Raw genomic sequence first — 15,640 nt, 5'->3', positions numbered from 1 at the left:
TCACATTTAGGCATGACTGCCTTGTGCAAATGCGCCAGCAACTGAGTCAGGTCACATAACGAAGTTTGCTATCAATCATAAGAACATTGCCAGTTCACGGATGTTCGCAGACATCTGTAGCTTGGTTAAAATCGCCCAGATTTCCTGGAGTTTCAATGGCGGCTTTTGTCCGGTCAGCTTGCCGTTGTTCCACGTCACGCGGGAGCCCGCGGAGCAATTGTGCGTTTGCGCGGCAGCAAAACCCGAACTTTTCTTCCTGTGGGCCGCCACCACGCCGACACGTTCCTGACCTAGTCCAAATGTGGAAATCCAAATGTGGAAATTTCGACATGATCATGCTCTTCGCCGCAAGAGTAGCCTGCGTTGGCGTATAGCCTGCGGCAGGGCAGACCTCATTCTGATGCTGTTTCTACTTGCGGGACTTAGTGCCTGCGGGTCGCTTCCTCACAATGTTCCGCGCAACCTGCCTCAGGCCGCGGCTGCTGGTAGCGCTTCCACGGCCCTGCGCGAACCTACCGATGTCGCCGGCCAGACAACCGTCGCCATGTCGTTCTCTGGCGGCGGCACGCGAGCCGCAGCCTTCGCCTTTGGAGCGCTGCAGGGGCTCGACGCCGTGAGAGGTCCTGGCGGCGCGTCACTGCTCGACGACGTCGCATTGATTAGCAGCGTGTCCGGAGGCTCCATCACCGCTGCGTACTACGGTCTGCACGGCAAGGCCAGCCTGGCGAACTTTCGATCAGTGCTCTTGAAAGACGGAGAAGCGGGACTTCGCTTCAGTCTCCTGAATCCGCTTAACCTTGCGCGTCTCTTCGCGGGTGGGCTCAACGATCGGGAAGATCTCCGGACATGGCTCGACGAAGACGTGTTCAAGGGCGCGACGTACGCCGACATGTTCCGGCGCGGCAAGCCAATCGTTTGGATCAACGCCACGAACGTCTACTACCGGGTCGCGTTTCCGTTCAACCAGTTGGCATTCGATGCGCTATGCAGTGATCTCGCGAGCTTTCCCGTTTCCGAGGCTGTCGCAGCATCCATGGCGGTCCCGCTCTTTTTTGCACCGATCGTCCTTCAAAAGCATCCCGAGGCTTGTAGTGCACCGCTGCCGAACCTTGACTACGCCCAGGCGCCTGGGCAATCGCTGCTGTTTGGCGCGTTGGCAAACGCCGTTCGCGGTCACCGGGATATTTCGAAGGGAAAGTACATCAAGCTGGTCGATGGCGGGGTGACAGACAACTACGGCCTGGCTACGATTTTCCAATCACGACTGCTGCTGGGCACGGCTTACGGTCCCATGAGCGAAAAAGATGCGATCAATGTGCGGCGGCAACTTTTTATCGTTGTTGACGCGGGTCAGGGCCCGCGCGGCGATTGGAACCAAAGCCAAGCCGGCCCATCGGGAATCGAAGTCGCAAGCGCGGCCATCGACGCGGCAATGGCGACCAACGTTCGAATGAGCTATGACGCCTTCGTTCCCATGATGCAGCAGTGGCGAGACGACCTCGTGGCGTATCGGTGTGGGATGCCGCATTCTCGGCAGCAGGAGATCGCTGCACTACACCCAGGCTGGCGATGCGAAGACGTCGAATTCTTCGTGACGCGGATCTCGTTTGATGCCCTCGACAAGGAGCGTGCTGCAAGTCTGAACGATGTGCCGACCAGACTTCGTCTGCCCGAGAGGGACGTCGATCGCCTGATTGAAGCGGGAAGGGATGCCATCCTTGGCAACCCGGTGATCCGCGAGTTCCAGCGGAAATCGACCGTGGCGCGATAGTCTCGCGGCACGCGGCGGGGGTGAGACCGGCGTTCTTGTTGCTCGGCCGCAGCGCTCTGGCGGACGCAAGCTCCACACGGCTCACCTCAACTCTTTTGAGCGCAACGGCCACTTGAATGACAGACTGAGCCAGAATGCGAACGGCAGAAGCCGGTTGCCGACGCTGGCGGCAGTCAGGCAGGCTCGACCGTCAGGTCCTAGCTCAGCGTCACGGGATTTCACGCCAGTCCGGCCAATTCCGGGTTCCTGCAGCACACGGCGTTGTTGCGCAAATCCGTAAGCACGCCTGACGTTTACGCGCAACGGCTGGAACGCTGACCCTGTTAGTCAGTCTTTTGACGAAGCGGCGTAGTGTCTCGGATTTTTTCCGGGACGATGCGAATGAAAAGCCACTGGCGGCAATCACCGGCGCTCGCTGGCCGAGACCCTGATGCACTACCTCAAGACACTGACGGGACACAGTCTATGGGCACGCGAAATCGGTGCTCAGGCCACTGAGGTGGCCATCCGTGCAGGCGTGCTCAACCGCATGGTGGAGCTTGCACGCCCGCAGTCCGTCCGCATCGCCTGAGTTTTGCAGCACGTGGGAACTCATGTTTTCAGACTCGATTTATGCAACAAAGCCCTTGAGAGGCGAGATTTTCGAGCCAACACAGTACCGAGGCCCGAGTTTGGGGTTACTTGTCGCCATGGGGTCCGAACTGGGCATCTCGATTTCCAGCATTTTTCAAGGAGCGCCAGCCCCTGCGGCTGCTTGGCCAAACCGCGTCGGTATGCCGAAAAAGGCGGGCGATGTGCTGCGAGCTGTACCTGGCCTACATGACAGATCTGTGCTCTTCAAGCGGAGTGTGGCTCCATCCTGAGCAGTCCTCAGTCTGGCCTGGCTGTCGCCGCGTCCCTCGGTGTCACGCAAGGCTATCTGCGATATCGATATCCCGGGCTGTGGGCTACCGCAGCTGCGGCACACAAACGTTATCAGAGCGAGATGAAGGCTGAGCGGATCGAGCTCATTCGGATCCGCATCCAAGAGATTATTGCGACACTCAGGCGAGACAGGGCGGTGCTCACTTATAGCGCCGTCGCAAATAAGCTACGTATTTTCTCAGCCAAAAATCCTCTGGCTCCATGAATACAAGAAGAGCTTAATAAATCGCAATAGATGGCAATAAGTGCTTAATAAATAATAATATTGGCAGTTGCAACCAATAGGTGTCCGTATTTTGTGGCAACCAAAAAGCGTGCAATCGGCCAGGAATGGATGTACTTCCCACTCGGCATCCGCCGTGGTGCCCGTACGTACTATCACCTAATGCTGCTGTGCGTCATTTTCTTTGCTACAATTAGGGAAAACCCGATGAGGGTTATCACTGAGAGGAAGAAAGCCATGAACACCCAATCCGACATCAAGATGACCGACCAACTCGAACGCGAACTGATCGAACGCGAACTTGGTCCCCGCAGCCCGGCCTTCGTCGACGACGTGAAGAGCGCCATCGCCACCATGCAATCCGTGCTGGGCCGCCTGCAGAACCAGGCACGCAAGGCAAAGATCGTTTTCGCGAACGGCTGATCGCCCGAGCACCGACATCAAGAATCAAGAGTGAATGCTGCCGTAGCGCGTTGTAGTTAACTGTTGTTTGTTGTTGATGTATATAGTTTTGGTTTGACGGCTTTGATGCTGCTCGTCGCGGCGATGCGCTAACGCATCTGTCCTGGCGAGGGACAGCCGACACCATGTCAAACCGGCGCGGATCTCTTTCGCGCGGCAAAACCGGCCAACGCGTCGCTCCGAGGAGCGCAGCGCCTTTTGGCCGGTTTTTTTATTGGTGCCAGCTCCGCTGCGCACCTTTGTGAGATCGCCTCACAAGCCTTGCGAGTCATTTTCCTTTTGCGGGCGCACCGGATCGCGCTATCTTGAAGGCCCCCTGTGCCTTCTCCCGGTCTTCCCGTGCCCACCATCTCGCTCCGCTTGCTGCTCTGCCTGCTGATTACCTACTTGGTCTGGGGCACGACCTATCTTGCCATCCGTTTCACCCTGGAGAGCTTTGCGCCGTTCCTGATGATGGGCTCGCGTTTTCTCTGCGCGGGTTTGTTGCTGGCGCTATGGTTGCGCTATCGTGGCGCCGCCATGCCGAGCTTGCGCCAGCTGCGCAATTGCGCCGTGCTGGCTGGTTTCCTGCTGGTCGGCGGGATGGGCCTGACGGCGGTGGCGGAGCAGACCATCTCGTCCGGGGCGACTACCGTGATGATTGGTGCGATGCCGATTTTTGGCCTGTTCTGGGGGATTTGCTTCGGTGCGCGGCCGCGCTGGTACGAAGTGCTGGCCATTGCGCTGGGCAGCGCGGGCATCCTGGTGCTGACCGGCGGCGCGGAGTTTCGCGCGAGTGCCACGGGCGTGATGGCTTTGCTGGTGGCTATCGGCAGTTGGTCGTTCGGCTCGCAGATCGCCAGGCGCCTGGATTTGCCGCAGGGTGCGGTGGCGTTTGCCGCGGAGATGTTGCTGGGCGGGGCGATCTTGCTGGTCCTGTCCGTTGCGTTCGGCGAGCCCTGGCCGCGCACAATCAGCAGCCAGGCGTTGTGGGCGTGGGCCTACCTGGTGGTGGCTGGGTCGCTGGTGGCGTTTTCCGCCTATATGTACCTGGTGGCAAACGTCTCGCCGACGGTTTCGTCAAGCTATGTCTACGTGAACCCGCCAGTGGCGCTGGCAGTGGGTGCGTGGCTGGGCGGCGAGCAGATCGCGCCGCAGACGTTCGGTGCGGTAGCGTTGATCCTGGGGGCGCTGGCGGTGCTTAGCCTGGGGACGTGGCGCGGGGCGCGGGCGATTGCGGCGACCTGAGTGAAGATGGCCGCACGCATGCCCGCATGCCCGGATTCAGGGCTCGGATTGTTCCTCGATCCACATCGATAGCCGCGCCTTGTACGCCTGCTGGATGTGCCGGCGCGTGATTTGCTCGGCTAGCGCGGGGTCGCGTTGCTCCAGGGCTTCCACTAGTGCAATGTGCTCTTCGTAGGAGACCCGGGCGCGTCCCGGCAGCGCCAGCGTGGTGCGTCCCAGCAGCGCCATCGACTCGTGCAGCGAGCGCAAGGTCTTGAGCAGGTAGCGATTGTGCGCGCAGCGGTGCAGCGTTTCGTGGAAGAGCCGGTTGTTGGCGGCGAGCTTGTCGGGCTGGTCGGTTATAGCCAGGTCACGCTGGACGATGTCGCGCAGCAGCGAGATTTCCACATCGGTAGCGTGGCGCGCAGCGAGCGCGGCGGCGGTGCCTTCCAGCACCTCGCGCATGACATAGAGCTCGCTCACCATGCTGGCGTCGAGCTGGGTCACCATCATGCCCCGGTTGGGCTCGTTGACGACCAGGCCTTCTGACTCCAGCCGCGACAGCGCTTCGCGCACCGGCGTGCGCGACAGCCCCAGCGAGGCGGCTAGCTCCACTTCGCGCAGGCGGGTACCGGACGGCAGCTGTCCGGCCTGGATCGCATTGCGCAGGTGCTGGTAGGCCCGCTCAGCACGGGGCAGCGAGGCGTCGGGGCCGGCGCCGGCCGCGCCGGCTGGATCTGCGGAATTCATTAGGCGGGTGGGATCCCGTGGTGATTGTTCGTTGTTTTGCATTGTTGTGCGTTGACCTGCGTCGCACATGATACCCGCTCCAGGCTCGGCAACATCACGCTTGCGCTATGTCGGTCACCGGCAGCGCGGGCGGCAATCGAGGTGGCGTCCGCCGCCTGCCGGGCATCCGGTTCCGCTCGGCATTAGTGCTCGGGGAGTTCGTAACACGGATGATAAAAGTGCCTGACGTGCCATTTTGCGATCGGTGTGTGCAGACTTGGGCGTGCGGAAGGTCCATGGCGGTGGCAGATTGAGGTTGTGTTCGGTCTTTGTGGAATATAGTATGTGATATATCAAAACGTACACCCATAAAACCACCGGGAGACGACATCATGAAAGTGTGTATCTATGGCGCCGGTGCAATCGGCGGCTATCTCGGCGTCCAGCTGGCATTGGCGGGCGCCGAGGTCAGCCTGGTCGCACGTGGCCCCCATCTTGCCGCCATGCGCGCCAACGGCCTGCGGCTGCTGAGCGAGGGCGAGGAGAGGGTGGCCAAGGTCAATTGCACAGACGACCCGGCCACGCTAGGGCCGCAGGACTATGTCTTCATCACCCTGAAAGCGCATTCCGTGCCGGGCGTGGTGGACCTGATGCAGCCGTTGCTTGGGCCCAGGACGGCGGTGGTGACGGGTGTCAACGGCATCCCTTATTGGTATTTCCATCAGCACGGCGGCCCGCTCGCGGGCACCAGGCTGGAAAGCGTCGACCCGGGCGGGCGCCAGTGGCGCGGCCTGGGCCCGGAGCGGGCGATCGGCTGCGTGCTCTATCCCGCCGCCGAGATCGCCGCGCCCGGCGTGATCCGCCATGTCTACGGCAAGAAGTTCCCGCTGGGCGAACCCGACGGCAGCAAGTCGGCGCGGGTGAGCCACCTGAGCGAAATGATGGTAGCCGGCGGACTGGAAGCGCCCATCCGCGACAATATCCGCGACGAGATCTGGCTCAAGCTGTGGGGCAACCTGTGCTTCAACCCGATCAGCGCGCTCACGCATGCCACGCTGGATATCATCACCGCCGATCCGGCCACCCGTGGACTATCGCGCGCAATGATGCTGGAAGCGCAAGCGATTGCGGAACGATTTGGCGTGCGGTTCCGGGTCGATGTGGAGCGCCGCATCGACGGTGCCGGCGCGGTCGGGGCACACAAGACATCCATGCTGCAGGACCTGGAGGCAGGGCGGGCCATGGAGATCGACCCCCTGCTGACAGTGGTGCAGGAAATGGGCCGATTGGTGGAGCAGCCCACGCCGATGGTGGACGCGGTGCTGGGCCTGATCAAGCAGCGTGAACGGATGGCGCGGGCGGCTTGAGCGCGGGTGCCGGGCCGGCCGGGACGAAATGGTGGCGCCGGCCGGTTTCGGCGGCGCACCATGTGATATACCATATACGCAAAACCGCCACCCTGGCAGCCGATTTATATCAATTGTGCATTTTCCTATGCATTCAGCTCATGCAATGGCTGCTTTTGGTAAGCTAAGCGGGAAGCCGCAGGCGACTGTCCCGTCCGCCGCGGTGCTGGTTTCAACAAGAGCCCATTCATGTCTGCGCAAACTCAATCCGCGGTCCAGCCTGCTGCACTGACCCTGTCCCTCCAACCCATCAACGCCGGGGCCAGCCTGCGCGACCAGGCGTACGCCATGCTGCGTCAGGCCATTGCCGACGCCGACATCTATCAGTCGACCGAGGAAATCCGGCTGGACGAGCGAGTCCTGAGCGAGGCGCTGGGCGTGAGCCGCACCCCGATCCGCGAGGCCATGACGCTGCTGGAGCAGGAAGGGTTCCTGCGCACGGTGCCGCGCCGCGGCATCTACATCATGCGCAAGACCAAGCGCGAAATCGTCGAGATGATCCAGGTGTGGGGCGCGCTCGAGAGCATGGCCGCGCGCCTGGCCACGCTGAACGCCAGCGACCAGGAGATTGCGCAACTGCGCCATATGTTCGACAGTTTCCGCGATGCCACGCCAGCCGAGCATATCGAGGAATACTCCGACGCGAACATCGCCTTCCACCAGGCGATCGTGCAGTTGTCGAAGTCGCAGATCATCATGGATTCGATCAAGAACATCTTTATCCATGTGCGCGCCATCCGGAAGATGACGATCTCGCAAAGCGATCGCGCTTCGCGTTCCATCGTCGATCACCTGCGCATCATCGAGGCGCTGGAAAAGCGCGACACCGAACTGGCCGAGAAGCTGGTGCGCCAGCATTCGCTGGATCTGGCGGATTATGTCGAGAAGAACTGCGACTTCCTGGATTGAAGGCTGAAACGCGAGGCGGCTGCCTCGGGCAATAAAGAACGGTGGACATAGTCCGCCGTTCTTTATCAGGCAGCCACCCGCTACGCTCCCATCGCCTCCACCATCGTCTTGCCGAGTTCTGCCGGCGAGCGCGCGATGCGGATCCCGGCAGCGCGCATGGCGTCGATCTTGGCCTCGGCTGTACCCATGCCACCCGAGATGATCGCGCCAGCATGTCCCATGCGCCGTCCTGGCGGGGCCGTCGTGCCGGCAATAAAGCCCACCACGGGCTTGACGCGCCCGCCGCTGCGCGCGTCCTGCAGGAACTGAGCCGCTTCTTCTTCCGCCGAGCCGCCGATCTCGCCGATCATGATGATGCCTTCGGTGTCGTCATCGGCCAGGAACATGTCCAGGCAATCGATGAAGCTGGTGCCATTGACGGGATCGCCGCCAATGCCGATGCAGGTGCTTTGCCCGAGTCCCGCGGCGGTGGTTTGCGCCACGGCCTCGTAGGTGAGGGTGCCGGAGCGGGACACCACGCCGATCTTGCCGGGGCGGTGGATATGGCCTGGCATGATGCCGATCTTGCACTGGCCCGGCGTGATCACGCCCGGGCAGTTGGGCCCGACCAGGCGGCTGCCCGAACCATAGAGCGCGCGCTTGACCCGCACCATGTCGATCACCGGGATGCCCTCGGTAATGCACACGATCAGGCCGATACCGGCGTCCACGGCTTCCAGGATGGCGTCGGCGGCGAAGGGTGGCGGCACATAGATGACCGAAGCGTCGGCGCCGGTGCGCGCTACCGCTGCGGCCACGGTGTCGAACACCGGCAGCCCCAGGTGCGTCTCGCCACCCTTGCCGGGCGTCACCCCGCCGACCATGCATGTGCCATAGGCCACCGCTTGCTCGGAGTGAAAGGTGCCTTGCACGCCGGTAAAGCCCTGGCAGATCACCTTGGTGTCGTGATGGATCAGTACGGCCATGTCAATGCTCTCCCTGTATTTGAACGTGACCTTGCGCGGCCTTTATCGCCTTTACCGCCTTGACCACTTTTTCGGCAGCGTCGGCAAGATGATCGGCCGACAGGATCGGCAGGCCCGAGTCGCGCAGGATGGCCTTGCCGAGTTCCACGTTGGTGCCTTCTAGCCGGACCACCAGCGGCACCGTGAGGTCGATCTCGCGCGCGGCGGCCACCACGCCTTCGGCGATCACGTCGCAGCGCATGATGCCGCCGAAGATGTTCACCAGGATGCCGTTGACCTTGGGGTCGTCCAGGATCAGGCGGAAGGCCGCCGTCACGCGCTCCTTGGTGGCGCCGCCACCCACGTCGAGGAAGTTGGCCGGCTCGCCGCCATAGAGCTTGATGATGTCCATGGTGGCCATTGCCAGCCCGGCACCGTTGACCATGCAGCCGATGCTGCCGTCGAGCTTGACGTAGTTCAGCCCGTGGCGTCCGGCTGCCGCCTCGGCGGGATCTTCCTCGGTCTCGTCGCGCAGGGATTCGATATCCGGATGGCGGTACAGCGCGTTGTCGTCAAAATTGAACTTGGCGTCGAGCGCGATCACGTCGCCCGCGCGCGTGACGACCAGCGGGTTGATTTCCACGACCGAGGCGTCCAGTTCGGCAAAGGCGCGATAGGCGGACAAGATGAAGCGCGAGGCCGCGCTTACCTGCTTGCCGGTGAGCCCCAGCCCAAAGGCCAGGCGGCGCGCATGGAAGGGCTGGATGCCGCTGGCCGGGTCGATTGCAACCTTCAGGATCTTCTCCGGCGTGCGGGCGGCCACTTCCTCGATCTCCATGCCGCCTTCGGTCGAGGCCATCAGCGTGATGCGGGAGGTGGCGCGGTCGATCAGCATGCCCAGGTATAGCTCGCGGGCAATTTCGCAGCCTTCCTCCACATATAGGCGCTTTACCTCGCGCCCGGCCTCTCCGGTCTGCTTGGTGACGAGCACTTTGCCTAGCATCTGCTCGGCTTGCGCACGCACCGCGTCGACGGACTTCACCACGCGTACGCCGCCCTCGCCGTCGGGGTCGCCGGCAAAGCGGCCGGCACCGCGGCCACCGGCATGGATCTGGGACTTCACCACCCATGTTGATCCGCCGATCTTGCGCGCCGCGCTGGCGGCTTCCTCGGGGGTAAAGGCGACCGCGCCGCGTGGTACGGCGACGTCGAAGCGCCTGAGCAATTCCTTGGCCTGATATTCGTGAATGTTCACAGTCTCCTCGCTCTCGATAGTGCGCGTGCCGGCGAGCCGCGGAACCGGATGGTCCAGCAAGACGCACCGTGAAATATGGTATGTAATATATCAAAGATAAACAAGGCCATTTTCCCCTGAAGGGGCGGTGTGAGGCGGTGAGCGGATTCAACCTGTGAGGAATCGGAATGAATGCGCACGAACTCAGCAATTTCGCTTATTCATCATCATTTTTTGGCTTAATTGCTGCATCGCGTCGTCGAAACACTTCCCTCAAGACCGAAATTTTCCTTGAGCTTCGTTGATATATCACATACCGTATGTCATCAAGATCCGGAGAAAAGGATCGATAGCGTCGCAGGGCCAGGTGACAAGCAGGGCAGGCATCGGCCAGGCAGCCAAGCGGCAAAGGGCGAAAGGATGTCGTGACAACGGACCAGGTCCGGGTCACAGCCTGTCGCAACCCAGTCAACGAGGAGACCAAGACATGTCTGCAGTCGCACCCACGCGGCCTGAATCCACCACGGCCGAAGACACCCTGAAGCAGAAAACCCGCGATGCCGGTGTGATTTCCGGCGGCCACCTGGTAGCGCGGGCCCTGAAGAACGAAGGCGTCGATACCATCTTCACGCTGTGTGGCGGCCACATCATCGATATCTACGACGGCTGCGTGGACGAGGGCATCCGCATCATCGATGTGCGCCATGAGCAGGTTGCCGCGCACGCGGCGGACGGCTATGCCCGCCAGACCGGCAAGCTGGGCTGTGTGGTGACCACCGCCGGCCCGGGCTGCACCAATGCCGTGACCGGGGTGGCGACGGCTTTCCGCTCGGAGAGCCCGATCATCCATATTGGCGGACAAGGCGCGCTGTCGCAGCACAAGATGGGCTCGCTGCAAGACCTGCCACACGTGGACATGATGTCGGCCATCACCAAGTTTGCCGCCACCATCCCCAGCACCGAGCGGGTGGCGGACATGATCTCTATGGCGGCGCGAGAGTGCTTCAACGGTGCGCCCGGCCCGGCCTACCTGGAAATCCCGCGTGACGTGCTCGACCGCGAAGTCGATGTATCGCGTGCGGTGATTCCGCGCCCCGGCCACTATCGCGCCTCCACCCGATCCATCGGCGACCCGAGGGATATCGAGCGCCTGGCCGACATCCTGGTCAATGCCGAGCGCCCGGCCATCCTCTACGGCCAGCAGGTCTGGACCGCGCGCGGTCATGAAGAGGCTATCGCGCTGCTCAAGGGCCTGGATATTCCCGGCTATTTCAACGGCGCCAGCCGCGGCCTGCTGCCGCCGGGCGATCCGCATCACTTCGACCGCACCCGTACGCAGGCTTTCGCCAACGCTGACGTGCTGATCATCGTGGGCACGCCGTTCGACTTCCGCATGGGCTACGGCAAGCGCATCAGCAAGGAGCTGACGCTGGTGCAGATCGACATGGACTACCGCACGGTCGGCAAGAACCGTGAGATCGATCTTGGCCTGGTGGGCGACCCCGGAGCCATCCTCGGCGCTGTGCTGCAGGCTGCCAGCGGGCGCATCAAGAACGACAAGCGCCAGGCACGCCAGAAATGGATGGGCCAGTTGACCGAAGCCGAGGCCGTGGCGGCCGAGAAGCTGATGCCGCTGTTCCGCTCGGAAAACACGCCGATCCATCCGTACCGCGTGGCGTATGAACTCAACGAGTTCCTCTCGGAGGACACCGTGTACATCGGCGACGGCGGTGACGTGGTGACCATCTCCGCGCAGGCGGTGCGTCCGCGCCGTCCCGGCCAGTGGATGGACCCGGGCGCGCTGGGCTCGCTGGGCGTCGGCACCGGCTTTGCCATCGCCGCCGGCCTTGCCAACCCGAACAAGGAGATCCTCTGTTACTACGGTGACGGCTCCTTCGGCATGACGGCCTTCGACATGGAAACCGCCAACCGTTTCGGCGTGCCCTACCTGGCGGTGATCGGCAACAACTCGGCAATGAACCAGATCCGCTACGGCCAGCTTGCCAAGTACGGCGAGGCGCGCGGCAACGTGGGCAACCTGCTGTCGGACGTGCCGTTCTCCAAATTCGCCGAAATGCTCGGCGGCTACGGCGAGGAAGTGCGCGACCCGGGCAAGATCGCCGGCGCGCTGCAGCGCGGGCGCGAGGCGGTCCAGCGTACCGGCAAATCGGCCGTGATCAATATCTGGGTGGATCCGCGCGAGTACGCGCCGGGCACCAAGAACCAGACCATGTACAAGTAACCCCGGTGCGAGGAGACAAGACCATGAACAAGGCTCTCGAAGGCGTGCGGATCCTGGACATGACCCATGTGCAGGCCGGCCCTTCGGCCACCCAGCTGATGGCATGGCTGGGGGCCGATGTGATCAAGGTGGAATTGCCGGGGCGCGGTGACATCACGCGCAGCCAGCTGCGCGACGTGCCCAACGCCGACAGCCTCTACTTCACGATGCTCAACTCCAACAAGCGCAGCCTGACGCTCAATATGAAGACGCCGGAAGGCAAAGCGCTGCTGGAGGATCTGGTGCAGCGCTGCGACGTGCTGGTGGAGAACTTCGGCCCCGGCGTGCTGGACCGCGCCGGCTTCGACTGGGACCGTCTGCGCACGCTCAACCCGCGCCTGATCTATGCATCGATCAAGGGCTTCGGCCCGGGACCGTACGCGGATTGCAAGGCGTATGAGAACGTAGCCCAGTGCATGGGCGGCTCGGCCAGCACCACGGGTTTCAGCGAGGGCCCACCCACCGTCACTGGTGCGCAGATCGGTGACTCCGGCACGGGCATCCACTGCGTGGTGGGCATCCTTGCCGCGCTGCTGCATCGCGAGCATTCCGGGCGCGGCCAACGGGTGGAAGTGGCGATGCAGGATTCGGTGCTGAACCTGTGCCGGGTCAAGCTGCGCGACCAGCAGCGCCTGGCCGCCGGCCCGATGCGCGAGTATCCCAGCCAGGCGTTCGACGATTTCGTGCCGCGCGCCGGCAATGCGTCGGGCGGTGGCCAGCCCGGCGCCGCGCTGCGCTGTGCCCCGGGCGGGGCCAACGACTACGTCTACGTGATCGTCCAGCCGCAAGGCTGGGAGCCGCTGATGCGCCTGTGCGGCAGGGAGGACCTGATCACGCATGCGCAGTTCGCGACGCCGGAAGCCCGCCTCAAATGCCTGGAAGAGTGCTTCTCCATCATCGAGAAATGGACGCGCACGCGCACCAAGTTCGAGGTGATGGAGGCGCTCAACGAGGTCGATGTGCCATGCGGCCCGATCCTGTCGATGAAAGACCTGATCGAGGATAAGTCGATGTACGAGCGCGGCTACCTGGTGGAGCTGGATCACCCGGAGCGCGGCCAGTACGTGCAGCTGGGATGCCCGATTACCCTGTCGGCGTCGCCGGTGGAGGTGGAGCGCTCGCCGCTGCTGGGCGAGCATACCGAGGAAATCCTCGACTGGCTGGGGCGCACGCCTTCGCAGATCGCAGCCTTGCGCGCCGCAGGGGCGGTCTGACGCCCCGGGCGTCCCTGCATTACTTCAAGCACCTCCCGAACTGAGTTCACGAGCCGCCCGCCCTCGCGTTTCACGCGAGGGCGCGGACCGGCTCATCCCTATGCAATCCATGAACAGATGGAGACCTGACATGGCACACAACAAGGACGCGGTGCGCAAGATCCTCGCCGCCGTGAAGGAAGAAGGCCGCAATGCACTGACGGCGCCCGAGGGCAAGCTGGTGTGCGACGCCTATGGCATCTCGGTGCCGGGCGAGGGCGTGGCGAAGTCACCCACCGGTGCGGTCGAGCTGGCGGACAAGATGGGCTACCCGGTGGTGCTCAAGATCGTGTCGCCCGACATCCTGCACAAGACCGAGGCGGGTGGGGTACTGGTGGGCCTGAGGAACGCGGCGGATGTGGAGAGCGGTTACCTGAGCATCATCGAGAACGCGAAGAAGTACGACGCCAAGGCCAACATCGTCGGCGTGCAGGTGCAGCAGATGATTGCCGGCGGGCAGGAGGTGATCATTGGCGCGGTCACCGATCCGTCGTTCGGCAAGCTGGTGGCCTTTGGCCTCGGCGGCGTGCTGGTGGAAGTGCTCAAAGACATCACATTCCGCATGGCTCCGGCCAGCCAGGAGGATGCGCTGTCGATGCTCGATGGCATTGCCGCCGCCGATGTGCTCAAGGGCGTGCGCGGCGCCGATCCGGCCAATCGCGAGGCGCTGGCCGGCATGGTCCAGCGGGTCTCCGAGCTGGTGAGCGATTTCCCGGAAATCTCGGAGCTTGACCTCAACCCGGTGTTTGCCAGCAAGGACGGCGCCATCGCCGCGGACGTGCGCATCGTGGTGGATTTCGCGCCGCAGCCGGCGCGCTATCGCCCCAGCCAGGAGGACATCGTCCGACAGATGAACCGCATCATGCGTCCCGATTCGGTAGCCGTGATCGGCGCCTCGAACGAGGACGGCAAGATCGGCAACTCGGTGATGAAGAACCTGATCAACGGTGGCTACCAGGGCAAGATCTACCCGATCCACCCCAAGGGCGGCGAGATCATGGGCATGAGCGCCTACAAGAGCGTGCTCGATGTGCCGGGCGAGGTGGATGTGGCGGTCTTCGCCATTCCCGCCAAGCTGGTGGCCGGGGCGCTGGAAGAGGTGGGCAAGAAGCATATTCCGGGTGCGGTGCTGATTCCCTCCGGGTTTGCCGAGACGGGCAATGTGGACGGGCAGGAGGAGATCGTCGCCATCGCGCGCAAGCACGATATTCGCTTGATGGGGCCGAATATCTACGGCTTCTACTACACGCCCAAGAACCTGTGCGCGACCTTCTGCACGCCGTATGACGTCAAGGGAAAGGCCGCGCTGTCGTCGCAGTCCGGCGGCATCGGCATGGCCATCATCGGATTTTCGCGCTCGGCCAAGATGGGCGTGTCGGCCATCGTCGGGCTGGGCAACAAGTCGGATATCGATGAAGACGATCTGCTGACGTTCTTCGAGCAGGACGACAACACCGAGATCATCGCCCAGCACTGCGAGGATCTGAAGGACGGCCGCGCCTTTGCCGAAGCGGCGAAACGGGTCTCGAAGAAAAAGCCGGTGGTCGTGCTCAAGGCCGGGCGCACCAGCATGGGCGCACGCGCCGCCAGTTCGCACACGGGCGCGCTGGCCGGCAACGACAAGATCTACGATGACGTGTTCAAGCAGTGCGGCGTGATCCGCGCGCGCTCGCTGCGCGATCTGCTGGAGTTCGCACGCGGCATGCCCAAGCTGCCCACGCCCAAGGGTGAGAACGTGGTGATCATCACCGGCGCCGGCGGCTCGGGCGTGTTGCTGTCGGATGCTTGCGTGGACAACAACCTGTCGCTGATGACCATGCCGGATGATCTCGACGCGGCGTTCCGCAAGTTCATCCCGCCCTTTGGCGCGGCGGGCAATCCGGTCGATATTACCGGCGGCGAGCCGCCCACCACATACAAGAACACCCTGCGGCTGGGCATGGAGGATCCGCGTATCCACGCCATCATCCTGGGCTACTGGCACACTATCATCACGCCGCCGATGGTGTTTGCCAAGCTGGTGGTGGAGGTGAAGGAGGAGATGGCGGCACGCGGCATCGACAAGCCCATCGTGGCTTCGCTGGCGGGCGACGTGCAGGTGGAGGAGGCTGCCGAATACCTGTACGAGCACGGCGTGCCGTCCTACGCGTACTCGACCGAGATCCCGGTCGCGGTGCTGGGGGCCAAGTACAAGTGGGCCCGCGGCGCAGGCAAGATCTGACCTGAACGCCACGCGGTAAAACCGGGCCCGCCATGTACGCAGGCGCGGGTCCGTTTCTCGACAATGCGGCACAAGCG

At 63.0% G+C, this 15,640-nt stretch carries 11 protein-coding genes and 2 pseudogenes; 9 read left to right on the top strand and 4 right to left on the bottom strand.

From position 1 onward, the window contains the following. Positions 1-38 precede the first annotated feature (38 nt). Positions 39-198, bottom strand: a pseudogene (locus RR42_RS41315) (integrase); the annotation flags it as partial. A 115-nt stretch (positions 199-313) separates the two neighbouring features. Here RR42_RS41315 and RR42_RS31410 point away from each other — a divergent pair. The 4 genes and pseudogenes from RR42_RS31410 (at position 314) to RR42_RS31400 (ending at position 4,607) form a co-directional block, all read left to right on the top strand. Continuing rightward, on the top strand, positions 314-1,771 hold the full coding sequence (locus tag RR42_RS31410; RefSeq protein WP_236702087.1) for a patatin-like phospholipase family protein: 1,458 nt from the start codon (positions 314-316) through the stop codon (positions 1,769-1,771). Positions 1,772-2,156: 385 nt separating this feature from the next. Further along, a pseudogene (locus tag RR42_RS39065) lies at positions 2,157-2,342 on the top strand (IS5/IS1182 family transposase); the annotation flags it as partial. Between the two features lie 813 nt (positions 2,343-3,155). After that, positions 3,156-3,341, top strand: coding sequence for a hypothetical protein (locus RR42_RS31405; RefSeq protein WP_043355757.1), 186 nt, complete (start codon positions 3,156-3,158; stop codon positions 3,339-3,341). Between the two features lie 387 nt (positions 3,342-3,728). Continuing rightward, positions 3,729-4,607: an EamA family transporter gene (locus tag RR42_RS31400; protein WP_043358270.1), complete on the top strand. Its 879-nt coding sequence runs from the start codon at positions 3,729-3,731 to the stop codon at positions 4,605-4,607. A gap of 36 nt (positions 4,608-4,643) precedes the next feature. On the opposite strand, the gene RR42_RS31395 is transcribed toward RR42_RS31400, so the two are convergent. Beyond that, positions 4,644-5,336 carry a GntR family transcriptional regulator gene (locus RR42_RS31395; RefSeq protein WP_043355756.1) on the bottom strand — a complete coding sequence of 231 codons (693 nt, stop codon included), beginning with the start codon at positions 5,334-5,336 and terminating at the stop codon, positions 4,644-4,646. 371 nt (positions 5,337-5,707) lie between these two features. On the opposite strand from RR42_RS31395, the gene RR42_RS31390 reads away from it, so the two are divergent. Then, positions 5,708-6,682 carry a 2-dehydropantoate 2-reductase gene (locus RR42_RS31390; protein WP_043355755.1) on the top strand — a complete coding sequence of 325 codons (975 nt, stop codon included), beginning with the start codon at positions 5,708-5,710 and terminating at the stop codon, positions 6,680-6,682. 228 nt (positions 6,683-6,910) lie between these two features. Next, complete coding sequence (locus RR42_RS31385) at positions 6,911-7,630, top strand: GntR family transcriptional regulator (protein WP_043355753.1); 720 nt, start codon at positions 6,911-6,913, stop codon at positions 7,628-7,630. 80 nt (positions 7,631-7,710) lie between these two features. Here the strand turns inward: RR42_RS31385 and sucD are convergent, their stop codons facing one another. Together sucD and sucC are read right to left on the bottom strand one after the other, a co-directional pair. Further along, on the bottom strand, positions 7,711-8,595 hold the full coding sequence (gene sucD / locus RR42_RS31380) for a succinate--CoA ligase subunit alpha (protein ID WP_043355751.1): 885 nt from the start codon (positions 8,593-8,595) through the stop codon (positions 7,711-7,713). Between the two features lies 1 nt (position 8,596). Further along, positions 8,597-9,829, bottom strand: coding sequence for an ADP-forming succinate--CoA ligase subunit beta (gene sucC / locus RR42_RS31375; RefSeq protein ID WP_043358269.1), 1,233 nt, complete (start codon positions 9,827-9,829; stop codon positions 8,597-8,599). A gap of 466 nt (positions 9,830-10,295) precedes the next feature. On the opposite strand from sucC, the gene RR42_RS31370 reads away from it, so the two are divergent. From RR42_RS31370 to RR42_RS31360, 3 genes are all read left to right on the top strand, one after another. Beyond that, entirely contained in the window at positions 10,296-12,050 is a 1,755-nt protein-coding gene (locus RR42_RS31370) for a thiamine pyrophosphate-binding protein (RefSeq protein WP_043355750.1), read from the top strand. Positions 12,051-12,073: 23 nt separating this feature from the next. Continuing rightward, positions 12,074-13,303, top strand: coding sequence for a formyl-CoA transferase (frc, locus tag RR42_RS31365; protein WP_043355749.1), 1,230 nt, complete (start codon positions 12,074-12,076; stop codon positions 13,301-13,303). 130 nt (positions 13,304-13,433) lie between these two features. Continuing rightward, a complete protein-coding gene (locus RR42_RS31360; RefSeq protein WP_043355747.1) occupies positions 13,434-15,563 on the top strand; it encodes an acetate--CoA ligase family protein in 2,130 nt (709 codons plus the stop codon). Positions 15,564-15,640: the final 77 nt, after the last annotated feature.

The organism is Cupriavidus basilensis (genome assembly GCF_000832305.1).
GTDB classification, from domain to species: domain Bacteria; phylum Pseudomonadota; class Gammaproteobacteria; order Burkholderiales; family Burkholderiaceae; genus Cupriavidus; species Cupriavidus basilensis_F.
Note: the sequence above shows the minus strand (reverse complement) of the source record. Positions and strands in the feature narration are given on the sequence as shown.